Source organism: Streptomyces africanus (assembly GCF_030816955.1).
In the GTDB taxonomy this organism is placed as follows: Bacteria; Actinomycetota; Actinomycetes; order Streptomycetales; family Streptomycetaceae; genus Streptomyces; species Streptomyces africanus.
Map to the genome: position 1 here is coordinate 6,323,857 of NZ_JAUSYP010000001.1, position 24,065 is coordinate 6,347,921.

13 protein-coding genes and 2 pseudogenes are annotated in these 24,065 nt (G+C 72.3%); 11 read left to right on the forward strand and 4 right to left on the reverse strand.

Annotation, left to right across the window (positions count from 1 at the left end):
* Nucleotides 1-51: 51 nt before the first annotated feature.
* Nucleotides 52-507 carry a bifunctional DNA primase/polymerase gene (locus QF034_RS29490; protein ID WP_307177744.1) on the forward strand — a complete coding sequence of 152 codons (456 nt, stop codon included), beginning with the start codon at nucleotides 52-54 and terminating at the stop codon, nucleotides 505-507.
* 3 nt (nucleotides 508-510) lie between these two features.
* Here QF034_RS29490 and QF034_RS29495 read toward each other — a convergent pair whose 3' ends face one another.
* Nucleotides 511-1,191: a phosphatase PAP2 family protein gene (locus QF034_RS29495; RefSeq protein WP_307177745.1), complete on the reverse strand. Its 681-nt coding sequence runs from the start codon at nucleotides 1,189-1,191 to the stop codon at nucleotides 511-513.
* Nucleotides 1,192-1,256: 65 nt separating this feature from the next.
* Between QF034_RS29495 and QF034_RS29500 the strand changes: the two are divergent.
* Nucleotides 1,257-3,003: pseudogene (locus tag QF034_RS29500) on the forward strand (acyltransferase).
* A gap of 10 nt (nucleotides 3,004-3,013) precedes the next feature.
* Here the strand turns inward: QF034_RS29500 and QF034_RS41585 are convergent.
* Both QF034_RS41585 and gabT read right to left on the reverse strand, forming a co-directional pair.
* A pseudogene (locus QF034_RS41585) lies at nucleotides 3,014-3,237 on the reverse strand (phosphatase PAP2 family protein); the annotation flags it as partial.
* A gap of 103 nt (nucleotides 3,238-3,340) precedes the next feature.
* Nucleotides 3,341-4,675 (reverse strand): 4-aminobutyrate--2-oxoglutarate transaminase, encoded by a 1,335-nt coding sequence (gene gabT / locus QF034_RS29505; protein WP_307177746.1) that lies wholly within the window; start codon nucleotides 4,673-4,675, stop codon nucleotides 3,341-3,343.
* Nucleotides 4,676-4,927: 252 nt separating this feature from the next.
* On the opposite strand from gabT, the gene QF034_RS29510 reads away from it, so the two are divergent.
* From QF034_RS29510 to QF034_RS29520, 3 genes are all read left to right on the forward strand, one after another.
* On the forward strand, nucleotides 4,928-7,126 hold the full coding sequence (locus QF034_RS29510) for an ATP-binding protein (RefSeq protein WP_307177747.1): 2,199 nt from the start codon (nucleotides 4,928-4,930) through the stop codon (nucleotides 7,124-7,126).
* A gap of 242 nt (nucleotides 7,127-7,368) precedes the next feature.
* Nucleotides 7,369-9,036 carry a PucR family transcriptional regulator gene (locus QF034_RS29515; protein WP_307177748.1) on the forward strand — a complete coding sequence of 556 codons (1,668 nt, stop codon included), beginning with the start codon at nucleotides 7,369-7,371 and terminating at the stop codon, nucleotides 9,034-9,036.
* A gap of 122 nt (nucleotides 9,037-9,158) precedes the next feature.
* Nucleotides 9,159-10,604, forward strand: coding sequence for an aldehyde dehydrogenase family protein (locus QF034_RS29520; RefSeq protein ID WP_307177749.1), 1,446 nt, complete (start codon nucleotides 9,159-9,161; stop codon nucleotides 10,602-10,604).
* Between the two features lie 111 nt (nucleotides 10,605-10,715).
* Here the strand turns inward: QF034_RS29520 and QF034_RS29525 are convergent, their stop codons facing one another.
* Nucleotides 10,716-13,550 carry a glycoside hydrolase family 3 C-terminal domain-containing protein gene (locus tag QF034_RS29525; protein ID WP_307177750.1) on the reverse strand — a complete coding sequence of 945 codons (2,835 nt, stop codon included), beginning with the start codon at nucleotides 13,548-13,550 and terminating at the stop codon, nucleotides 10,716-10,718.
* A 325-nt stretch (nucleotides 13,551-13,875) separates the two neighbouring features.
* On the opposite strand from QF034_RS29525, the gene QF034_RS29530 reads away from it, so the two are divergent.
* From QF034_RS29530 to QF034_RS29555, 6 genes are all read left to right on the forward strand, one after another.
* Nucleotides 13,876-15,570: an extracellular solute-binding protein gene (locus tag QF034_RS29530; RefSeq protein ID WP_307177751.1), complete on the forward strand. Its 1,695-nt coding sequence runs from the start codon at nucleotides 13,876-13,878 to the stop codon at nucleotides 15,568-15,570.
* Nucleotides 15,571-15,597: 27 nt separating this feature from the next.
* Nucleotides 15,598-16,632, forward strand: a complete 1,035-nt coding sequence (locus tag QF034_RS29535) for an ABC transporter permease (RefSeq protein WP_307177752.1) — start codon at nucleotides 15,598-15,600, stop codon at nucleotides 16,630-16,632.
* Nucleotides 16,629-17,591, forward strand: a complete 963-nt coding sequence (locus tag QF034_RS29540; protein WP_307177753.1) for a carbohydrate ABC transporter permease — start codon at nucleotides 16,629-16,631, stop codon at nucleotides 17,589-17,591. Before QF034_RS29535 ends, QF034_RS29540 begins: the two co-directional genes overlap by 4 nt.
* 114 nt (nucleotides 17,592-17,705) lie before the next feature.
* Nucleotides 17,706-19,904, forward strand: coding sequence for an exo-alpha-sialidase (locus QF034_RS29545; protein WP_307177754.1), 2,199 nt, complete (start codon nucleotides 17,706-17,708; stop codon nucleotides 19,902-19,904).
* On the forward strand, nucleotides 19,904-21,868 hold the full coding sequence (locus QF034_RS29550) for a beta-galactosidase (protein WP_307177755.1): 1,965 nt from the start codon (nucleotides 19,904-19,906) through the stop codon (nucleotides 21,866-21,868). The genes QF034_RS29545 and QF034_RS29550 overlap by 1 nt, the downstream gene beginning before the upstream one ends.
* Nucleotides 21,865-24,054 (forward strand): glycosyl hydrolase family 95 catalytic domain-containing protein, encoded by a 2,190-nt coding sequence (locus tag QF034_RS29555; protein WP_307177756.1) that lies wholly within the window; start codon nucleotides 21,865-21,867, stop codon nucleotides 24,052-24,054. The genes QF034_RS29550 and QF034_RS29555 overlap by 4 nt, the downstream gene beginning before the upstream one ends.
* The last annotated feature ends 11 nt before the right edge of the window (nucleotides 24,055-24,065 follow it).

The window sequence follows — 24,065 nt, forward strand, 5'->3', positions numbered from 1 at the left end:
AGGACGCCCCACGCGTTCGCGAGGTTCACGAGTGAGAAGGAGGTCTTCCTGATGACCGGTGCGAAGACGGCGGTCGAGTGGCTCGCATCCGTCGCACCCGATCCCGAGGCCTGCCGCCGGGAGTGGGAACGCAACCCGCTCGGGGTCGCGCTGCTGCCGGCCGGCAGCGCCTGGGACGTGCTCATCCTGCCCGGCGAACTCGGCTACGCCACGCTCGACGTGCTCAGCCGCGTCCTCGACCAGCCGGGCCCCGTGCTCGTCGACTTCGGCGACGCGCGCATGGGGTTCTTCGTGCCGCCGGGCACCGCGGCCCGCTGGCTCGGCACCGGCATCCGCACGGCGGGCGCCGGCACCTGGATCGTCGTGCCGTACCCGGGCCGTTCCTCACCCGGCGGCGTCCGCTGGCTCGTCCCCCCGGACGGCTCGGGCACCCTGACGGACCCGGCTCTGCTGGAACTGGCGATGCACGAGGCGGCGGCGGGGCCGGCCACGGAGCACGACGGTTAGGGCCTACCGGAGTTGCTCGGGTGGTGTCGTCCGACGCCGGGCGCGCCTGAGGAACAGCCACAGCGACGACAGCAGCACCGCGCACAGGCACCAGCTGGCCATCACGTCCAGGGGCCAGTGGTAGCCATGGCGGACCAGGCCGTAGCTCACGCCGAGTACGAGGGCCAGGCAGGCGGTGACGAGGGTGCGGCGGGCGAGGGGCGTGCCGAGTCGCGGGAGCAGGAGCAGGGTCGCGCTGCCGTAGGCGATGGCGGCCGTGGCGGTGTGGCCCGAGGGGTAGTAGCCGGTGCCGGGCGGGACGGCCGGGGTGCCCGGGCGGTCCGTGAGTTCCTTGAGCGGGACGATCAGTGCCGGAACCAGCGCCATGAGGAGGACCGCGGCGGTGACGGGCAGCCACCAGCGGTCCGTGCCGCGGGTCCGTAGAGCGACGTATCCGAGGGCGACGGCGAGGACCGGGAGCGCGACCTGGACGTTGCCGAGGTCGGAGAGGAACTCGGCGAGACCGTCCGGGTGGAGGAGGCCGCGGCTGACGCGCTCGTCGAGACGGACGAGCGGCCCCTCCGCGACGACCTGCCACGTGATCAGGGCGAAGAGGAGCGCGGGGATGCCGAGCAGGAGAATCGGGAAGCGCGGGTGCTGCGCGGTGGCGGACTTGTCGAGATCCTGGTCCCCGGAGATCGGCATGGGAACCAGCTTGGCACGGGCACGGATGTCCACTGTCCACCCGCGCGACCCCAGTGGAGGATCACGTGAACCAGCCGGCGAACGACGACGACGGCCTCTTCGACCATTGCCCATGGCTCTTCGCCGAGCAGGCGACGGCGGGGCAGCGGGCGGCACAGGAGCAGCGGCAGAAGCGGCTGCTCGGGGGAGCGGGGGCGGGAGCCGGGGCGGGGCCGGGCGCGGCGTCCGTACGGCTCGGTGAGAGCTGCTTCGTCGCGGAGACGGCCGCCGTGTACCCGGAGCATCTGTCCCTGGGCGACCGCTCGTACATCGCGGCCCACGCCTACGTCACCGGCGAGATACGCACCGGCGCCGACTGCACGATCAACCCCTTCACCGTGGTGCGCGGCACCGTCACCCTCGGGAACGGGGTGCGCATCGGCGCCCACAGTTCGCTGCTCGGCTTCAACCACGGGTCCTCGCCCGACCTGCCGGTCCATCAGCAGCCCGTCACCAGCGCCGGGATCACGGTCGGCGACGATGTGTGGATCGGCTCCCACGTGGTCGTCGTGGACGGCGTCACCATCGGCGACCACTGCGTCATCGGCGCCGGCGCGGTCGTCACGAAGGACCTGCCCGCGTGGACGGTGGCGGCCGGCAATCCGGCCCGCCGGATACGCGACCGTCGGGAGCCGCGTGGGGCGGGTGGGCGCGTGGGGGCGTCGCGCGACGCGGTGCCGGGTGGTGTGGCGTCTGACCTGTCCGCGTTCGTCACCGACGCCCCCGCGCAGGCCGCCGGCCTGCTCGACCGCTGCTGGCAGCCCGACGCCGGCCGGTACGTCGACCGGCCCGGTGCCGAGCCGACCGTGCGGGCACACTGCGACGCCGTCGAGATCGCCGCGCTGCTGCTCGGGGAAGCACCGCCCCACCTGCCCCCCCGCCGAGCACGCGGCCCGGCTGCGTGCGCTCCAGGACCCCGCCACCGGACTGGTCCCCGAGTTCGGCGCGGCACCGCCGGTCCCCGGCCCGGCCGGGCTGCCGGAGGACGGGGCCTCGGCGTATCACGTGCTGTGCGTGGGCTACGCGCTGGACCTGCTCGGCAGTTGCTTCGCCCACCCGGTCCACTCGGTGCGTACCACCACGGCGGACCGCCTGGTCGGGCACCTGGCCGAGCTGCCCTGGCACGACCGTGCCTGGCACGCCGGGGCGTGGGTCGACTCCTGGGCCACCGCCGCGCACTGGAACCGGCGCCTCGGTACGGAGGCCGCGGCACCCGGGGCGCTGGAGGCGCTGTTCGGCTGGCTGCACACCCACGCCGACCCCTGGACGGGCATGTGGGGCGCGCCCACCCCCGAGTCGGGGCGCCTCCAGATGGTCAACGGCTACTACCGGCTCACCCGCGGCTCCTTCGCCCAGTTCGGCCTGCCCGTGCCGTACGCGGAGCGGGTGATCGACACGGTTCTCGACCACGCGCGCGACCCCCGCCACTTCTCACCCGGCCGGGAGAACGCCTGCAACGTCCTGGACGTGATCCACCCGTTGTGGCTCTGCGCCCGGCAGACCACCCACCGCGCCGAGGAGGCCCGTTCCTGGGCGTCGGCCCAGCTCACCGCGGCCCTGCGCCACTGGCACCCGGGCCGGGGCTTCCCCTTCGGCCCCACGCCCGACGGCACCGGCCCGGGCCGTGAACCCGGCCTCCAGGGCACGGAGATGTGGCTCGCCATCGTCTGGCTGCTCGCGGATCTCGTCGGGCTCGCGGACGTCCTGGGATATCGCCCGCGCGGGATACACCGCGCGGAGCCGGCACTGCCCGCCGGGCTCGGACATCTGTGAGACGCCCGGAAATGGAGGTCGGCCGCCCCGGAACAGGGGGGGAGTTCCGGGGCGGCCGTCCGGACCGGAACGTCGCGCGCCCCGGGGGGTTTGGGGCGGGCGACTGTCCGATCGGTGAGGAGATCCAGAGCCTCAGGCTCCGGTTGTGTGCGCGAGGGCACGACCAGGTCGAAGCTGGGGAGGCCTCGGCCTGATGTCACCCACAGTCCCCTGTGGGCGGGGTGTATCTCTCATCTGGGTAGAACCTACGACAGGGGCTGGGCGCAGGACAGGCCGTAGGGCCGGCTGTCATCCACCTCGCACACCTTCTTCACACGCTCTGCGTGCTCTGCCGACGTCAGATGCGGGAGAAGGCCTGCTCGATGATGTCGAGGCCCTCGTTCAGCAGGTCCTCGCCGATCACCAGCGGGGGCAGGAAGCGGAGGACATTGCCGTAGGTGCCACAGGTCAGGACCAGCAGGCCCTCGGCGTGGCAGGCCTTGGCGAGCGCGGCGGTCGCCTCGGGGTGGGGCTCCTTCGTCGTACGGTCCTTGACCAGCTCGATGGCGATCATCGCGCCCCGGCCACGGACGTCGCCGATGACCTCGAACTTGTCCTGCATGGCGGAAAGGCGCGTCTTCATCACGGCCTCGATGTGCTTCGCCCGGGCGTTGAGGTCGAGCTCCTTCATCGTCTCGATCGCGCCCAGGGCGCCCGCGCAGGCGACCGGGTTGCCGCCGTAGGTGCCGCCCAGACCGCCGGCGTGCGCGGCGTCCATGATCTCGGCGCGCCCGGTCACGGCGGCGAGCGGCAGACCGCCGGCGATGCCCTTAGCCGTGGTGATCAGATCAGGGACGACCCCCTCGTCCTCGCACGCGAACCACTGCCCCGTACGGCAGAAGCCGGACTGGATCTCGTCGGCGACGAAGACGATGCCGTGGTCGGAGGCGAACTGGCGGATCGCCGGCAGGAAGCCCTTGGCCGGCTCGATGAAACCGCCCTCGCCGAGCACCGGCTCGATGATGATCGCGGCGACGTTCTCCGCGCCGACCTGCTTGCTGATCTGGTCGATGGCCTGCGCGGCGGCCTCGGGACCGGCGTTCTCGGGGCCGGTCGGCCAGCGGTAGCCGTACGCCACGGGCACGCGGTACACCTCGGGCGCGAACGGCCCGAAGCCGTGCTTGTACGGCATGTTCTTGGACGTCAGCGCCATGGTCAGGTTGGTCCGCCCGTGGTAGCCGTGGTCGAACACCACGACGGCCTGCCGCTTCGTGTACGACCGCGCGATCTTCACGGCGTTCTCGACGGCCTCGGCGCCGGAGTTGAACAGCGCGCTCTTCTTGGCGTGGTCACCCGGGGTCAGCTCGGCGAGCGCCTCGGCGACCTCGACGTACCCCTCGTACGGCGTGACCATGAAACAGGTGTGGGTGAAGTCGGCGAGCTGCGCGGACGCCCGGCGTACGACGGCCTCGGCGGAGGCGCCGACGGAGGTCACGGCGATGCCCGACCCGAAGTCGATCAGCCGGTTCCCGTCGACGTCCTCGATGATCCCGCCCCCGGCCCGCGCCGTGAACACGGGCAGCACGGACCCCACACCCTGCGCGACCGCGGCGGTACGGCGGGCCTGCAACTCCTGCGACTTCGGTCCGGGAATGACGGTGACGACGCGACGCTCCTGCGGAAGTGCGGTCATGCGGGGCTCCTGGGGTGGTGCGGACGAATGTGTACAGCCACTTCGCTTCTTTTCTCGCAGGCTAGGCCGGGGGGAGGGGGGTGGGCATGCTCCATGTGGGCGTTGTCGAAGAGGCGGCTTGTCCGGGGTGGACATGGCGGTCTTGTGGGCTGGTGCCCACACCCCGGCCGTGTAAGCGGTGAACTCCCCAGGGGAGGGCGTTAGATTGGCTCGCTGATGGTGGACGGAGCGGCTGGTCAGGGGGCAAGGGCGATGGACAGCGACGGGACGCAGGAGGCGCGGGGTACGCATGCGAACCCGGTGCCGCGTCCGGCGGGGCCGCCGGAGGTGCCCGGGTTGCCGCCGGACGGCCACAGCGCGCCGCCCAACGGCTTCGACAGTGCGCCGCCGGACGGATCCGGTGTGCCGCCCCGGCCGACCCGGGCGCCCGGGGTGCCTCCGATGCCGGACGGGTCCTCCTTTCTGACGTGGCTGCGTACGCCCCGGCCCGAGGCGCCGCCCGGCGTGTGGCGGTTCGGGCATCGGCCGCGGCCGGCGGAGGAGCCGGAGGAGATCCCCACGCGGCAGCTGCTGAGCGGGGCGCTGATCGCCTTCCTGGTGGGATGGCTGATCTGGTCGCTGCTGCAGAACGGCTACCTCGGCAACTGGTGGTGGGTGCCGTTCGATCTGATCGTTCCCGACGCCTGGCGCGGCGCCGACAGTGCCATCGGCGAGACCGGCACGTTCGTGGTGTACCAGGGGTACGAGCTGCTCGTCGCCCTGGCGATCATGGTCGGGGTGGCTCGGCTCGGCCGCTGGGGGGAGGTCTGGCGCCGCTTCGTCGTTCCCCGTTTCCGCCGGCCGGAGTCCCGGGAGGCGCAGCCGGCCGACCAGGACGACCCGGCCCAGTGGAACGAACTCCGCGCAGCGGGAGCCGTCGACGCCGCCGAGCGGCTCGCCGCCGAGGCCCGCTCCGGGCTCATGCGGGACGTCGACCATGCCCGGATCCTCCGTGCCTGGCAGGGCGTGCGCACGGGACGGCACAGCCTCGCCACCTTCAGTTCCACGGTCCTGCGGGACGGCGCCGCCGCCTGCCTACACCCTTCCGGAGAGCGTGACCTGCCCGCCCGGCTCGCCCGGCACGACCTGGTCACCGGCCAGGTCAGGATCGGGACCACCGTGGACGACGCCCGAAATCCCTACACCTACCGTGGCGCGGGGCTCGGTCTCGGGCCCGAGCTGCTCGGCACCTCGCTCGTGGCCGTCGGCCCCGCCGGATCCGGCAAGACCGGGGCCGTTGTGCGGCCGCTCGCCGAGTCGTTGTGTCTGCATGCTCTCGCCGGGCGGGCCGCTGTCGTCGTGGTCGGGGCTGCGGGGGCCGGGCTCGGGCCGGCCGACGCGTATGACGTCGTCGTGCGGATCGGGAACCAGGAGTCCGAGTACGACCTGGATCTGTACGGGGGGACCGGCGACCCGGACGAGGCCGCGGCCGTGCTCGCCGAGGCGCTCGTCGGGGATCTGGCCGATCCGCATCCGGGCAGTGACAGCCGGCGTTCCACGACCGTGCTCGCGCAGTTGCTGGGGCCGTTCCGGGCCGTGCACGGGCGTTTTCCGTCCGTGCCGGAGCTGCGGCAGCTGCTGGACGGGGCGCCGGGGCCGCTGGCGGCGCTGCGGCAGGGGCTCCAGGAGGCCGGGCAGGAGTCGCTGTTGCGGGAACTGGATGCCCGTGAGCGGCAGATGGGGCAGCCGGGTGATGTCGGCGGGGTGCTCGCGGATCGGGTCGCCTTGCTGGACCGGCCCGCCTTCGCCTCCTTCTTCGACACCTCCGGGGCCACCCGTCCCTTCACCCTCAAGGCCCTCGACCATCCCGTACGCGTGCGGATCGACCTGCCCGAGCGCGGGCACGCCGACGCCTCCCGGATGCTGGCGCGGCTGGTGCTCGCGCAGTTCACGGCGAGTGCCGCCGTACGGGAGGACCGGTCGCTGTTCGCCTGTCTGCTGCTCGATGACGCGACCGGCGTGGTGACGCCCGAGGCCGTGCGCGGCATCCAGCGGCTGCGGTCCGGCAACGCCGGCGTCGTGCTGACCCTGCGGACGCTGGACGACGTCCCCCGGCCCCTGCGCGGGCCCCTGCTCGGGGCCACGGGGTGCCGGATGGCGCTGTCGGGCCTCACCCCCTGGGACGGGCAGGACTTCGCCGAGGTGTGGGGCAAGGAGTGGACCGAGGCCCGGGACGTCACCGACCGGCAGATCATCGCGGAGACGCCCGCGGGCAAGGCCGCCCACATGCTGCGCCGGGTGATCACCGGCAAGGCCCCGACCGCGCGGGCGGTGACGGTGCGGCAGGTCGAGCGGGAGCGCTGGTCCGCCTCCGAGCTGGCGCACGGGGTGCCGGCCGGGCACGCGGTTCTGTCGCTGACCGACGTCAAGGGCGAGCACGCGCCACCGCTGCTCGTGGATCTCCGGGGCTGACCGGACTTACCGGATGCGCCAAATGCACCGGATGTACCGGATGTACCGGATGCGCCGGATGTGCCGGGTTCACCGGGCCTACCGGACTCACCGGGCTGTCAGGGGCTGCCAGGGGCTGGCCTCTTCCAGCCGTGCCGGTACGCGGGGACCGTACGGTGAGGCAGAATCGTCACAGGTCGTTCATACGCGGCGGCCAAAAGAGCACAACGATCACACCGCCCTGACGCAGACCTGAAGGCCTCATGCCCCCGACGCTCGCCTCGCTCGTCCACCACTCCGCGCTGAAACTCACCGTGCGGGCGGGCGAAGACCGCCTCGACGTGCCGGTCCGCTGGGCGCACGTGAGCGAGCTCGCCGACCCCGTCCCCTACATGGACGGCGGGGAACTGCTGCTGGTCACCGCGCTCAAGCTGGACGCCGAGGACCCGGAGGCCATGCGCCGCTACGTACGGCGGCTGGTCGGGGCCGGCGTGGTCGGGCTCGGCTTCGCCGTCGGCGTCAACTACGAGGAGATCCCCAAGGCCCTGGTCGACGCGGCCGAGGAGGAGGGCCTGCCGCTGCTGGAGGTGCCGCGCCGCACGCCGTTCCTCGCCATCAGCAAGGCCGTGTCCGCCGCGATCGCCGCCGACCAGTACCGCGCCGTCACGGCCGGGTTCGCCGCCCAGCGCGAACTGACCCGGCAGGCGCAGACGGGCGGGCCCGAGGGGCTGCTGGCCGCGCTGGCCTCGCAGGTCGACGGCTGGGCGGCGCTGTACGACGCCTCGGGCGCCGTCGTCGCCACGGCGCCGGAGTGGGCCGGGCGGCGGGCCGCGCGGCTCACCGGCGACGTGCAGCGGCTGCGCGACCGGCCCGCGCCCGCCTCGTCGGTGGTCGGCGGACCGGAGAACGAGGACCGGGTCGAGCTGCACACCGTGGGCACCGGCCGGCGGCCCCGCGCGGCGCTCGCCGTCGGGACGGCCGCCGCCCTGGGCACCGCCGAGCGCTACGCCGTCCACTCGGCCATCGCGCTGCTGACCCTGACCACGGAACGTTCCCGGTCCCTCCAGGCGGCCGAGCAGCGGATCGGCGCGGCCGTGCTGCGCATGCTGCTGGCCGGGGAGCCGGACCATGCGCGCGCGGTCGCCGGGGACCTGTACGGCGGGCTGCTGGACGCGCCGTTCCGGCTGCTGGTCGCGGAGCGGGTGCCGGCCTCGGCCGCGCGGGCCCGTGCCGAGGCCCGCTCGGGCGCCCCGGCCGTCGACCGGCCCTCCGCCGCCGCGCTCGCCGCGGCCGACCCGAACGGCGAGCCCCTCGCGGCACTCGCCGACGTCATGGAGTCCGCCGCGGCCCGGGCCGGCGAGGCGGTCCTCGTCGTGCCGGAGGGGGAGCGGCTGGTGGTGCTGGCCGCGGACGGCGGTGCCGCCGCGGCGGCCTGCGAGGAGTACGCGGCAGCACTGGAGTCGGCCCGGGCCGGCGTACGCGAGAAGGTGCCGGGCGGCGAGCCGGACGAGCTGGTCGTGGGCCTGTCGGCGCCGGCCGGGCCCATCGCCGCGTCCGCCGCGTACAAGCAGGCCGAGCAGGCGCTGTCGGTGGCGCGGCGGCGCGGGCGCGTCCTCGTGGAGCACGAGCAGATGGCGGCCGGATCCGTACTCCCGCTGCTGGCGGACGACGCGGTACGGGCCTTCGCCGACGGGATGCTGCGGCCGCTGTACGAGCACGACGCCACGGGCCGCGGCGACCTCGTCGCCTCCCTGCGCGCCTGGCTGTCCCGGCACGGCCAGTGGGACGCGGCGGCGGCCGACCTCGGCGTCCACCGCCACACCCTCCGCTACCGCATGCGCCGGGTCGAGGAGATCCTCGGCCGCTCCCTGGACGACGCCGACGCCCGGATGGAACTCTGGCTCGCCCTCAAGGCGACCAGCTCCGAGTAGCCAAACCGTAGTGTCCCCGCCCCTTATTGCTACGCCCCGGACAAACGACGTTCGGCCACCCCGCGCCTACCGTTGGTCCCGAACCACAGGACCACCCCCAACGCCGAAGGGCCGGAACCCCTATGACTTCCACCCACGCCTTCTGGCTCGCCGGCCGTGAGGCCACCGGCGAGGACACCTTCGACGTCACCTCCCCCTGGGACGGGCGGCTCGTCGGCAAGGTGAGCGTGCCGACCGACGCGCAGGTCGAGGAGGCCGTGGCCGCCGCCTACGCCGTGCGGGACGAGTTCGCCGCCACCCCGGCCCACGTCCGGGCCGCCGCCCTCGACCACGTCAGCAAGCGCCTCGTCGAGCGCACCGAGGAGATCGCCCGGCTGATCTCCGCCGAGAACGGCAAGCCGCTCAAGTGGGCGCGCGGCGAGGTCGGCCGGGCCGTGTCCGTGTTCCGGTTCGCGGCCGAGGAGGCCCGGCGGTTCAACGGCGGCGAGGCCCAGCGGCTCGACACCGACCTCGGCGGCCAGGGCCGGCTCGCCCTCACCCGCCGCTTCCCGAAGGGCGTGGTGCTCGGTATCGCGCCCTTCAACTTCCCGCTCAACCTCTGTGCCCACAAGGTCGCCCCGGCCATCGCCGCCGGCGCGCCGATCATCCTGAAGCCGGCCCCCGCGACCCCGCTGTCCGGCCTGGTCATCGGCGAGCTGCTCGCCGAGACCGAGCTCCCGGCGGGTTCCTGGAGCATCCTGCCGGTCGCCAACGACAAGATGCCCGCCCTGGTGCGGGACGAGCGCCTGCCCGTCATCTCGTTCACCGGCTCCGAGAAGGTCGGCTACGCGATCATGGACTCGGTGCCGCGCAAGCACTGCACCCTGGAGCTGGGCGGCAACGGCGCGGCCGTCGTGCTCGCCGACTGGGCGAGCGACGAGGACCTGGACCGGGCGGCGAACCGCATCGCCACCTTCTCCAACTACCAGGGCGGCCAGTCCTGCATCTCGGTCCAGCGGGTCATCGCGGACGCCTCCGTGTACGACCGGCTGCTGCCGCGCATCGTCGCGGCCGTCGAGGCCCAGGTCACCGGCGACCCGAGCGACGACGCGACCGACGTCGGGCCGCTGGTCAGCGAGGACGCCGCGAAGCGCGTCGAGACGTGGGTCCGGGAGGCGGTCGACGCGGGTGCCGCGCTGCTCACCGGCGGCAAGCGCGACGGCGCCTCGTACGCGCCGACCGTGCTGGCCGGCGTACCCGCCGACGTCACCATCTCCTGCGAGGAGGTCTTCGGGCCGGTCCTCACCGTGCAGAAGGTGAACGGCGAGGCCGAGGCCTTCGCCGCCGTCAACGACTCCAAGTACGGCCTCCAGGCGGGTGTGTTCACGCACGACCTGCAGACCGCCTTCCGGGCCCACCGCGCCCTGGAGGTCGGCGGCGTCGTCGTCGGCGACGTGCCGTCCTACCGCGCCGACCAGATGCCGTACGGCGGCGTCAAGCAGTCCGGCGTGGGCCGGGAGGGCGTGCGGTTCGCGATGGAGGACTACACCTACGAGCGCGTGATGGTCCTCACCGGCCTCGCCCTCTGACGCCCCGGCACTAGCTCATGGGAACCATTTTCATATAGGCTGTGCGAAGAGGCCCGGCACCGTTGCCTTCCGGTGCCGGGCCCCTCCGTTACGTCGGCCTGCTCCGGACCCTCAACCGGAGAAGCCGACGTGCGCGAGCCGCAGCGGGCCGCGCAGTCTCAGGTGCACGTCGTGCACGCCCGCGGCGGCGACGGACGCGCCGAGCGAGACGTAGTCGTACGGGCCCGATGTGGGCGTCGCGGTCGACAGCACCGCGAGCGCCGGACCGCCGTCGAGGGACAGCTCGACCGCGCCCTCGCCGGCCACCTCCACCGTGACTCCTGCGATGCCGCGCCCGAAGTCGCAGCGCCGGTAGACCAGTTCGCCCGTCGCCCCGCCCGCCGGAGTCACCGCGTCGCCCGACACCTTCGTACGGTCGACGATCTCGATGCCGCTGTGTTCGTCGAAGCCGGCCGCCGCCAGCCCACCCGCGACGACCGCGCGCGGCAGGGCGGGCTCGCCGTCGAGCGTGACGGTCGTCCGCAGCCGGACGTCCTCGCTGGAGGCCCCGGCCAGCAGCTCGTAGGCGCCCGGCTCCAGACGCCACCGGTCCTGGGCCACGTCCCAGAACGCGAAGGCGGACAGCGGGACCTCGAAGCTCAGGGCCGTCGCGCCGGGGGCGAGGGTGACGCGGCGGTGGTCCAGCAGCTCGCGGCGGGGGCGCGGCACGGACGGGTCCACGGCCCGGGTGTAGAGCTGCGCGACCTCGTCGGCGGTGACGTCACCGGTGTTGGTGACCGTGAAGGAGACGTGCACCGACCCGTCCGCCACCCGGGCCGTCAGGCCGTCGTACGCGAACGACGTGTACGACAGGCCGTGCCCGAAGGGGAACAGGGGCGTGCCCTCGAAGTACAGGTACGTCTGCCGGCTCCCGATCACGTCGTAGTCGAGCAGGCCGGGCAGGTCGGCGTCGTCGGCGTACCAGGTCTGCGGGAGGCGGCCGGCGGGGGAGACGTCGCCGGCCAGCACACGGGCCAGGGCGGTGCCGGCCGCCTGGCCGCCGTGCGCGGTCCACAGCACGGCCGGGAGGTCCGCCGGGTCGACCGCGTAGGGGTAGGCGGAGACCAGCGCCAGCACGGTCGCCGGGTTCGCCGCGCGGGCGGCCCGCAGCAACCGCTCCTGGTGCCCGGGCAGCCGCAGGGTCGTACGGTCCTCGGTCTCGCGGCCGTTGATGTGCGGGTCGTTGCCCGCCACCACCACGACCACGTCGGCCGCCGCGGCGGCCCGCGCCACCGCCTCCTCGCCGCGCTCGGCGACGACCAGCTCGAACACCTCGGGATCTTCGGCGGCAACCTTCACGCCGTCGGCGGAGACACACACGTGGCGACCCGTTCCCAGGTGCTTCAGGAGGTGCCCGTTCCCGTGCGGTTCCAGGCGGAACGTCTCCTGGACGACCCAGCCCCCCGGCTGGTCGGCGGAGGCGCGGACGCAGCCGTCGTCGGCGACCGAGAGGTAGCGCCCGTCGGGCGCGCGCAGCGTCAGCACGCCCTCGCCCCAGTCGACCAGTGCCAGCTCGGTGCCGGTCGCGTCGGTGGTGAGCGCGGGCAGGTCGGTGCGGCCCGCGAGCAGCGCCGGGTCCAGCGCGCCCTCGGCGCCGCGCACCTCGTCGGCGGCGTCCTCGGCCACCGGTACGTGCAGGAAGGCGCCCGTGGAGGTCTTCAGCCGGACCCGGTCCGCACCCTCGGCGAACTCCACCCGCTCCGCGCCGAACCGCTCGTACAGACCCTCCAGCGGGGTCGAGCGGTGCAGGAGCGTGCCGCTGTACCAGTCGAGCTTGCACTCGTCGGCCAGCAGACCGACCACCGCGACCCGGGTGTCCGGGGCGAGCGGCAGCACCCCGTCGTTCTTGAGCAGCACGATCGCCTGCTCGGCGGCCTCCTGCGCGAGGGCGCGGTGCGCCGGTGTGTCGAACTCGCTGGTGGCGCCGTGCGGGTCGTACTCCGGGTCGAACTCACCGAGCCGGAAGCGGACCGAGAGCTGCCGGCGGACGGCGGTGTCGACGTCGGCCTCGGTCAGCAGCCCGCGCTCCAGGGCCCTTTGCAGGCGGCCGGTCATCTGCGAGGAGTCCGTGCCGTGGTCAGTGAAGCTGTCGACGCCCGCCACGAGGGAGGCCGCCGTCGCCTCCTCGTGCGTGTCGAAGTAGTGCTCGGAGTCGACCAGGTTGCTCGGCGCGCCCGCGTCGGAGCAGACCAGCAGATCCTCGCCGGTCCAGGTGCGCAGGTGCTCGCCCAGATAGGGGGAGGCATGGTTGGGGCGGCCGTTGACCAGGTTGTACGCCGGCATCACCCCGGCCACCGCGCCCGCCTCGACGGTCTCGCGGAAGGCCCGCAGGTCGTACTCGTGCAGCACCCGCGGGCGCACGGAGCTCGACGTCGTGGACCGGTCGGTCTCGTTGTTGTGGGCGAGCCAGTGCTTCAGCACGGGCGCGGTGCGCCAGTAGGTGGGGTGGTCGCCGCGCAGGCCGTGCGTGTAGGCGGTGGCGATCGCCGAGGTGAGCTTCGGGTCCTCCGAGTAGCCCTCCTCGTTGCGGCCCCACAGGGGGTGGCGCAGCAGGTTGACGGTCGGCGCCCAGACGTTGAGGCCGACGCGGTCGTCCTTGGCGCGCATCGCGCGGACCTCCTTGGACACGGCGTCGCCGACGCGTCGCACCAGCTCCGGGTTCCAGGTGGCGCCGAGGCCGACCGCCTGCGGGAAGACCGTCGCCGGGCCCATCCACGCCACGCCGTGCAGGGCCTCCTGGCCGGTGCGGAAGGCGGCGATGCCGAGCCGTTCGACGGCGGGCGCGAACTGGTGCAGGAAGGCGATCTTCTCCGCCGGCGTGAGCCGCGACAGGAGGTCGTCGATCCGCTTCGCGAACGGCAGGCGCGGATCGCGGAACGGCGGACTGGGCGGCGGGTGTGCGGTCACGTGGGAATCCCTTTGCGATGGAGCGGCAAGGCTCTTTCGAAGCGCTTCGATGCTGGGTCGACGAAGGGTCGGGTGTCAAGGGACCAGTGCCGTCCCTTCAAGCAGTGCATGAGGAACGGTCGCCTCTCGTGCCTTCGAGGAAGTTTGGGGACGACCCTTGTGCACCCTTGGGCGTTCACTTAACCTCACAGCAACATCGAAGCGCTTCGACTACGGGAGCCCCCTCCGGGTCGAAGGCTCGCTTCGGCTCAGCCAGTTCCACTCGAGACACCGCAGCCGACGGCCCACCGCCGGGTGTCCTGGTGCGCCATGAAGGGTTGACGCAATGACGCCGAACGCCGCCTCCGCCTCCTCCGGACCGAGCCGGAGAAGTTTCCTCGCCTCCACGGCGGTCGCCACCGCAGCGGTGGCCGGGGGAATGCCGCTGCTCGCCGCGTGCGGCGGGTCGGGCAGTGGATCGCGGGACGGCACCACGTCGGGCAAGGACGCCAAGAAGATCCTGCCCAGCTACGTGGCCAGCAACGTGGTGAAGCCGGACATCCCGGCCCGGAACGGCTCGTCGATGGGCTTCACCACCAAGCTCGACGGCGACGCCCTCAAGACCTCCGTCGCGAAGAAGCTCGGCAAGGGCGGCAAGGTCACCATCATGTCGCCGTTCTGGGGCTCGCCGCCGAAACAGAACAACCCCTACTACACGTCGATGAACGACCTGATCGGCGTCGACGTCCAGTGGCGGAACCAGGACGGCAACACCTACGACCAGAAGCTCGGCGCGGTCCTCGCCTCCAGCGACGTCCCGGACGTGGTCGTCGTCCCCAGCTGGAACATGATGGGCAAGATACCCAGCGCCATCATCAGCAAGTTCGCCGACCTCGGCCCGTACCTGTCCGGGGACAAGGTCAAGGAGTACCCGAACCTCGCGGCGATCCCCAGTGACGCCTGGCAGCGCTCCATCTTCGGCGGCAAGCTGATGGGCCTGCCGCAGCCCGCCCCGTCCGTGCAGAACATCGTGCCCCTCTACCGCCAGGACATCTTCGACAAGGAGGGCTACGAAGTCCCGCGGTCCGCCGAGGAGTTCATGGCCCTGTGCAAGGAGATCACCAACCCCAGGGCCAAGCGGTGGGCCTGCGGTGACATGAAGTGGACCGCGTTCAACACGTTCGGCGCGCTCGGCGGCGGCGAGAAGCCGCTGTGGTGGAACCTGGTCGACGGCAAGCTGATCAACCGCATCGAGACCCCGGAGTACCTGGAAGCCATCGAGTGGACGCGCAAGCTGTTCGCCGCCGGTGTCGTCCACCCCGACTTCAAGCTGGGCAAGAGCCAGGCGACCGACCCCGCCCCCAAGTTCGCCGCCGGTGAGTTCCTGATCTGGAACAACAACATCACCAACTGGTGGGGGCTGCAGGCCCAGCAGGCCACCCAGAACCCCGACTTCAAGGTCTGGGGCATGGACATCTGGAACCACGACGGCGGTGACCCGACGCTGTACGCCCAGAACCCGGCCGGCATCTTCGCCTTCGTCAACAAGAAGGCCTCCGAGTCCGTCATCCGCGACGTGCTGGCCGTCGCCAACGTCACCGCGGCGCCGTACGGCACCAAGGAGTGGATGATGACCAACTACGGGGTCGAGGGCACCCACTACACGATCAAGGACGGGGTCCCCGTCAAGAACGACAAGGGCAACAACGAGGTGCTCAACGCCTACGTCATGGTGGCGAGCCCCGCCGCGACCAGGGCCTACCCCGACTTCCCGGACATCACCAAGGCCATGGTCGAGTGGGAGCAGCGGATGGGGGGCTTCACCAAGAAGTCGTCCTTCTGGGGTCTGCAGATCACCGAGCCCTCCCGCTACATCAATCTCGCCAACGACTTCGAGCAGCTCGAGGACGACATCATCCGCGGGCACAAGAAGATCAGCGACATGCAGCAGGCCGTCTCCGACTGGAAGAGCAAGGGCGGCGACAAGCTGCGCGACTGGTACAAGAAGCTTCTCGACGAGAACGGCTCGGCGGCGAGCTGACCAGGCTCTGAGGCAAGGAGAACAGCCGTGTCCCACAGCACGGTGCCTCGGAGCAGCGCCGAGGCCAGCACGCCGGCGAAGACCCGGGTGGCGTCCGACGACGTCACCGGCGGCCGGGAGGAGAGAGGCTCGGGCAAGCTGAACCTCAGGATCAGGTTCAGACGCGACCGTGCCCTGATCCTCATGACGCTGCCGGCCGTCGTGCTGGTCATGGTCTTCAACTACCTGCCGATCCTCGGCAACGTCGTCGCCTTCCAGGACTACGACCCCTACATCAGCGACAACGGCGTCATCTCCATCCTGAACAGCCCCTTCGTGGGCCTGGAGAACTTCCAGCGGATGTTCGAGGACTCCGCCTTCTGGAACGCCGTCGAGAACACGCTGGTGCTGTTCTTCGTCCAGCTCCTGCTGTTCTTCCCGATCCCGGTCCTGCTCGCGCTGCTCATCAACAGCGTGGTCCGGCCCCGGGTGCGGGCCGTCGCCCAGGCCGTTCTCTATCTGCCGCACTTCTTCTCGTGGGTGCTGGTCATCGCCGTCTTCCAGCAGATGTTCGGCGGCGCGGGCATGCTCTCCCAGCTGCTCAGGCAGAACGGCTACGACGGCCTCAACATCATGACCAACCCGGACACCTTCCCCTTCCTGCTCACTGCGCAGAGCGTGTGGAAGGACGCCGGGTGGGGGATCATCGTCTTCCTCGCCGCGCTGGCCTCGGTTCCGCAGGACCACTACGAGGCCGCCGCGATGGACGGCGCCGGACGCTGGCGCCGCATGTGGCACGTCACGCTGCCCGCCCTGCGCCCGGTGATCGCGCTGCTGCTCGTGCTGCGCGTCGGCGACGCCCTGACCGTCGGGTTCGAGCAGATCCTGCTGCAACGCGACGGCGTCGGGCCGGGGGCGGGAGAGGTCCTCGACACCTTCGTGTGGTGGAACGGCGTCCGCAACCAGGACTTCGGCTACGCGGCCGCCGCAGGTCTCATCAAGGGCGTGGTCAGCATCGGCCTGGTCCTCGCCGCGAACAAGGTGGCCCACCTCATGGGCGAGCAGGGGGTGTACAAGAAATGACGTCCGTGATGTGGGAGCCGCGCCAGGACACCGAGCCGGCCCAGCAGCAGAAGGCGCCCCGCTGGTGGCAGGCCCCGCCCCGCCCGGCGTGGGAGGAGGAGCCGTCGAAGGCCGGCCTCGCGGGCAAGGCCATCGCCCTGTCGTTCGCCTGTCTCGCGGTCGTCTTCCCGCTGTGGATCGTGATCGTCACCAGCCTCTCCTCGCGGAAGACCATCGACGAGGCGGGCGGCCTGGTGCTGGTGCCCAAGGGCATCACCTTCATCGCCTACCAGGAGCTGCTCAGCGGCGGCCAGGTCACCCGCGCCGCGATCATCAGCATCCTCGTCACCCTGGTCGGCACCCTGTTCTCCATGACGGTGTCCGTCCTGTGCGCTTACGGCCTGTCCCGCAGCGAGTCCCTCGGCCACCGCTGGATCCTGATGACGTTGCTGGCGACCATGTTCTTCAGCGCCGGCCTCATCCCCACCTACCTGCTGGTGCAGTCCCTCGGCCTGACGGACACCTACCTCGCGCTGATCCTGCCGAGCGCGATCAGCGTCTTCAACATCCTGGTCCTGCGCGGCTTCTTCATGGGGATCTCCCAGGAACTCATCGACAGCGCGCGCATCGACGGCGCCGGGGACGTCCGGATCCTCTGGCGGATCGTCATGCCGCTGTCGCGGGCGGTGCTCGCGGTGATCACGCTGTTCTACGCCGTCGGGTACTGGAGCGCCTGGTTCAACGCGTCGATCTATCTGAACCAGCAGGACATGATGCCGTTGCAGAACGTCATGATCCAGCTCGTGCAGCGGCAGGAGGCACCGGTCGGTCTGGGCCAGGCCATCAAGACCGGGCAGTTGTCGGGGCTGGCCATCCAGATGGCGGTCATGGTGATGGCCCTGCTGCCGGTCGCCGTGCTGTCGCCCTTCGTCCAGAAGCACTTCAAGAAGGGGATGCTGACGGGGGCGGTGAAGGGCTGACGCCCTTTCCGAGTCTCGCCGTAGGGCTGTCCCTCGTGTATTGGCTGCGGCCGCGTCGTGGTTGACCGCGCAGTTCCCCGCGCCCCTCCAGCGCCTTAAGAACCGAGGTATGTCATGCGCACGTTCCACCTGAGCAGAAGAGCCGTGCTTGCCGGGACCGCTGCCACCACTGCCGTCGCCGCCCTTCCGGTGGTCCAGGGACGTGCGCAGGCCGCCGCCCCCGCCGCAGGTGGTGCCTACCGCTGGCGCAACGTCGTCCAGGGCGGCACCGGGTTCGTGACCGGTGTCCTGTTCCACCCTTCCGTCCGCGGCCTCGCCTACGCCCGGACCGACATCGGCGGCGCCTACCGCTGGGACGACCGGAGGGACCGGTGGATCCCGCTGACCGACCACCTCGGCTCGGACGACTGGAACCTGCTCGGTGTGGAGGCCATGGCCGTCGACCCGGCCCACCCGAACCGGCTGTACCTCGCCCTCGGCACGTACGCGCAGTCCTGGGCCGGCAACGGGGCCGTGCTGCGGTCCGAGGACCGGGGGGCCACCTGGAAGCGCACCGACCTCGCCGTGAAGCTCGGGGCCAACGAGGACGGGCGCGGCTGCGGGGAGCGGCTGCTCGTCGACCCGCGCGACAGCGACACGCTGTGGCTCGGCACCCGGCACGACGGGCTGCTCAAGTCCACCGACCGGGGCGCCACCTGGAAGGCCGTGAGCTTCCCGGCCGCCCCCGGCGCCACCGGCCAGGGCATCACCCTCCTCGTCGCCGCGGGCCGCAGCGTCTACGCCGGATGGGGCGACTCCGGCGGCACCTCCGCGAACCTCTACCGGACCGCCGACGGCACCACCTGGGAGGCCGTCCCCGGGCAGCCCAAGGGCACCGCCGCCAAGGTCCCGGTCCGGGCCGCGTACGACCGGCACACGCGCGAGCTGTACGTGACGTACGCCGACGCCCCCGGCCCCAACGGCCAGTCCGACGGCAGCGTGCACAAGCTGCGCACCACCAGCGGGACATGGAGCGACGTCACCCCGGTCAAGCCCGGCGGCACCACGGCCGACGGGTCCGCCGACACCTTCGGCTACGGCGGTGTCGCCGTCGACGCCCGCCGCCCCGGCACCCTCGTCGTCTCCACCAACAACCGCTGGGCCGACATCGACACCGTTTTCCGTTCCACCGACGGCGGCCGCATCTGGACGTCCCTGAAGGACCGGGCCGTCCTCGACGTCTCCGAGACGCCGTACCTCAAGTGGGGCGCCGACAAGCCCAAGTTCGGCTGGTGGATCCAGGCCGTCGGCCTCGACCCGTACGACTCCCAGCACATCGTCTACGGCACCGGCGCGACCCTCTACGGCACCCGTGACCTCAAGCACTGGGCCCCGGAGATCCGCGGTCTGGAGGAGGCGTCCATCCGCCAGCTGATCTCCCCTCCGGCCGGGGAGGCGCACCTGATCAGCGGGTCCGGGGACATCGGCGTGATGTATCACGAGCGGCTCACGGCGTCCCCCTCGCGCGGCATGGCGTCGAACCCGGTGTTCGGCACGGCGACGGGGCTGGCACTGGCCGCGGCAAAGCCGTCGTACGTCGTGCGGGCCGGCTGGGGCGACCACGGCAACGGGGCCTGGTCGAACGACGGCGGCAAGACCTGGGCCCCCTTCAAGACGCAGCCGGACGTGGCCAAGTCCGCGCCGGGCCCGATCGCCGTCAACGCCGACGGCGGCGTGCTGCTGTGGTCCTTCGGTGCGGGCAACCCGGGGTACCGCTCGGCGGACAACGGCGGCACCTGGTCCGAGGTGGCCTCCTTCCCCAAGGGAGCCGTCCCGGTGGCGGACCCCGTGGATCCGGCGCGCTTCTACGCCTTCGACACCACCACCGGCACCCTGTTCGCCAGCACCGACAGCGGCCGGACCTTCACCGCCCGGGCCACCGGCCTGAACTCGGGCGACACCGAGTTCCAGCTGGCAGCGGCGCCGGGCCGCTCCGGGGACCTGTGGCTGAGCCTGAAGGGGAACGGGCTCTACCGCTCCACCGACGGCGGTGCCGCCTTCACCAAGGTCGGCAGCTGCCGGGCGTCGTACACGCTCGGCTTCGGCAAGGCCGCCGAGGGCGCCTCCTACCCGGCGGTCTACATGGTCGGCTCCACCGAGACCATCACCGCCGTCTACCGCTCCGACGACGAGGCGAAGAGCTGGACCAGGGTCAACGACGACCAGCACCAGTGGGGCTGGATCGGCGCCGCCATCGCCGGGGATCCGCGCGTCTACGGCCGGGTCTACATCGCCACCAACGGGCGTGGCGTGCAGTACGGGGAGCCCGCCTGATGCCCGAGTTGAGTGACGCGACCCGAGGCCGTCTCCTCTTCGGCGGCGACTACAACCCGGAGCAGTGGCCGCGGGAGACCTGGCACGAGGACGTCCGGCTGATGAAGGACGCCGGCGTCAACTCCGTCACCCTCGGGGTGTTCTCGTGGTCGACGCTGGAACCGGAGCCCGGCGCGCGGGAGTTCGGCTGGCTGGACGCGCTGATGGACCTGATGCACGCGAACGGCATCGGTGTCGTCCTCGCCACCCCCACCTCCTCGCCCCCGCCCTGGATGGGCCGGCTGCACCCCGACACCCTGCCCGTCACCGAGGACGGCCGCACCGAGTGGTGGGGCGGCCGGCAGCACTTCTCGCACTCCAGCGCCACCTACCGGCGCTACGCCGCCGCCATCACCGAGGACCTGGCCGCCCGCTACGGCGGCCACCCGGCCCTGACGATGTGGCACATCAACAACGAGTACTGCACCTTCGACTACGGAGACGAGGCCGCCGCCGCCTTCCGCCGCTGGCTGCGGCAGAAGTACGGCACGCTCGGCGCCCTCAACGAGGCCTGGGGCACCGCCTTCTGGAGCCAGGGCTACGACACCTGGGACGGCATCCTGCCGCCCCGCCTGCCCCACTACATGCGCAACCCCGCCCAGGTCCTGGACTTCCGGCGCTTCACCTCCGACATGCTCCTGGAGTGTTACACCGCCGAGCGGGACATCGTCCGGCGGCACACCCCGAACACCCCGGTCACCAGCAACTTCATGCCGCTGTGGTTCGGGCAGGACGCCTGGCGCTGGGCGGGGGAGGAGGACGTCGTCTCCGTCGACCTCTACCCGGACCCGCGCGACCCGCTCGGCGCCCAGAGCGGTGCCCTCGTGCAGGACATGACCCGCTCCCAGGCACGCGGGCCCTGGATGCTCATGGAGCAGGCGGCCGGTCCGGTCAACTGGCGCGGTGTGAACCACCCCAAGCCGCGCGGCCTCAACCGGCTGTGGTCCCTCCAGGCCGTGGCCCGGGGCGCCGACGCGGTCTGCTACTTCCAGTGGCGTCAGTCCCGCCAGGGCGCGGAGAAGTTCCACTCCGGCATGGTCAGCCACGCGGGGGAGGAGGGCCGTACCTACCAGGAGGTCAAGCAGCTCGGCGCCGACCTGGCGAGGATCGCCCCGCAGGTGGCCGGCCGGCACATCACCGCGAACGTCGCCGTCCTGCACGACTGGAACGCCTGGTGGGCGGGCGCTCACGACGGCCGCCTGTCCAGCCGGGTGGAGTACCCGGACGTCCTGCGCGCCTGGCACCGGGCCCTGTGGCAGGCGCACCTCACCACCGACTTCGCCCACCCCGAGCATGATCTGACGCCGTACCCGGTCGTCGTCGTGCCGCAGCTGTACGCGCTCACCGACGCGGCGATCGACAACCTCCTCACCTACGTCCGCGGCGGCGGCACCCTCGTCTGCGGGTTCCTGACGGGCGTCGCCGACGAGGACGACCGGGTGCGCCCCGGCGGCATGGACGCCCGGCTGCGGGAGCTGTTCGGCATCCGCACCCTGCACGAGTGGTGGCCGCTGGACGCGGAGGAGACCATCGCGTGCGAGGGCTTCCGGGGCACCCTGTGGTCCGAGGAGATCGAGCCCGCCGACCCCGACCACACCACCTGCTACAAGGGCGGCGAACTGGACGGCATGCCCGCCGTCCTGCGCAAGGGCCGGGCCTGGTACGTCTCCACGCTCCCGGAGCCCGAGGCCCTGCGCGAGCTGCTGGCCCGGATCGCCGGCGACGCGGGCGTCCGGCCGGTGCTCGACGGGCTGCCCGAGCAGGTCGAGGCCGTCCTGCGGGGCGAGGTGCTGTTCGTGCTCAACCACGGCCGCGAGCCGGTGACCGTCGAGGTCCCCGGCACCCACCACGACCTGCTGACGGGGACGGCCGTCACCGACCGGATCACCCTCGGCCGCTACGGGGCGGCGGTGCTGAGGCCATGACCGACTCCGCACCCGTCCACGGCACGTGGGAGCCGCACCCGGCCGCGCGCTGGGAGGACGGCTTTCTGAGCGGCAACGGCCACCACGGCGCCCTTGTGTTCGGCGACCCGAACGATGAGCGGGTCGTCGTCACCCACCACACCCTGGTACGGCCCAACGGCAGGGACCCCCGGCCCCCGCAGCTCGCCGCGGAGCTCCCCGCGCTCCAGGACCGCCTCCTGGCGGGCGACACGACCGCGGCCGAGAGCTTCACGGACGGCCGCCCGCTCCAGTGGGTGCAGCCCTTCCACCCGGCCTTCCAGGTCCGGCTGCGCCGCTCGCCGGGCGAGAGCCCCGACTACCGGCGCGACGTCGACTTCGCCACCGGTGTCGTGCGGGCGGCCTGCACCGGCTGGACCAGCCGCGTCTTCGTCTCCCGCGCCGACGACGTGATCGTCCAGCAGGTCAGCGGTCCCGGCCTCACCCTCGACATCGACCTGGACCACCGGCTGCCCGGCGCCCCCACCGGACTCGGCGTCGGCCACGGAGCCGTCCTCACCCCCGAGGGCGCCCTGCTGAGCCTGCGCGCCCGCTACCCGGACAGCGACCTGGTCTGCACCGGCGTCACCCTGCTCGCGGTCACGGGCGGCACGACGACCCTCACGCCCCCCGGCGCGCACATCGAGGGAGCCCGGTCCGTGCTGCTCCTCACCCGAGTGCACCGGCACACCGGCGAACTGGACGTGGTGGCGCAGGGGCGTGCCCTGCGGGACCTGCTCATCGGGTACGACGAGCTCCTCGACCGCCATGCCGCCCTGCACCGCGCCGCCTACGAGCGCGTCACCCTCGACCTGGCCGCCGACCCCGCCGAACGGGCGCTGCCGGGCTCGGAGTTGCTGAAGCGGCCGCGCAGCGCCGCCCTGCTGGAGCGCCTGTTCGCGGCCGGCCGCTACCATCTGCTGTCCGCGAGCGGCCTCTTCCCGCCCCGCCTGACCGGACTGTGGACCGGTGACTGGAACACGGCCTGGTCGGGCGCGTTCACCCAAGACGCGAATCTCAACCTCCAGACCGCCTCGGCCGCTGCCGCCGCCCTCCCCGAGGTCACGGAGGCCCACGCCTCGCTGATCCACCGCCAGTTGCCCGACTGGCGCGACAACGCCCGCGCGGTCTTCGGTACCCGGGGCGCCGTCGCCCCCGCCCACACCGACGGCGAGTCGGGCCACTCGTACCACTTCAGCCGCGAGTACCCGCTGCACCTGTGGACCGCCGGCGCCGACTGGCTGCTCAAGCCGCTCGTCGACCACGACGAGACCCACGGCACCCGAGACCCACGGACCGCCGCCACCCTCGCCGAAGTCGCCCTCTTCTACGAGGACTTCCTCACCCGCACGGACGAGGACGGCCGGCTCGTCGTCGTTCCGTCCTACTCACCCGAGAACCGCCCCGCCAACGCGAGCTGGGGCACCCTCAACGCCGCCATGGACCTCTCGGCGGCCCGCCACTCCCTGCTGACGGCCGCCGCCTACCACCCGGGCCCCGACGCCGACCGCTGGCGCGCCCTCGCCGACCGGCTCCCAGCGCACCGGATCAACGCCGACGGGGCCCTGGCGGAGTGGGCCTGGCCGGGCCTGGAGGACTCCTACGACCACCGCCACCTCAGCCACCTCTACGGCGTCTGGCCGCTCGACGAGATCACCCCCTACGACACGCCCGAGCTCGCGGCCGCCGCGCACCGCGCCCTCCAACTGCGCGGCGCCGAGAACGACTCCGCGCACGGTCACCTGCACCACGCCCTCATCGCGGCCCGGCTCAGGGACGGCGACCGCGTCGCCCACGCCCTCGGCCAGGTCCTGGACGGTGACTTCTTCCACGCCTCCCTGATGAGCGCCCACTACCCGAACCGGCACGTCTACAACGCCGACGCCGCGCACACCCTGCCCGCCGTGCTGATCGAGATGCTCGTGCAGTCGACCCCCGACCGGCTGGTGCTGCTGCCCGCGCTGCCGGCCGACTGCCCCAGCGGCGCGCTGCGCGGGGTGCGCACGCGGTTCGGGGCGGAGCTCGACCTCACCTGGACGCGTGACGGCGCCACCGTGGTCATCAGGCCGGGCCGCACCCAACGCGTCGAACTGCGGACTTCCTCCGGCGCAGAATCCCTCCACCTGGTCGCCGGAGAAGACCACGTCCTCACCCTGAGGGCGTGGTAGTTCCCCCCATC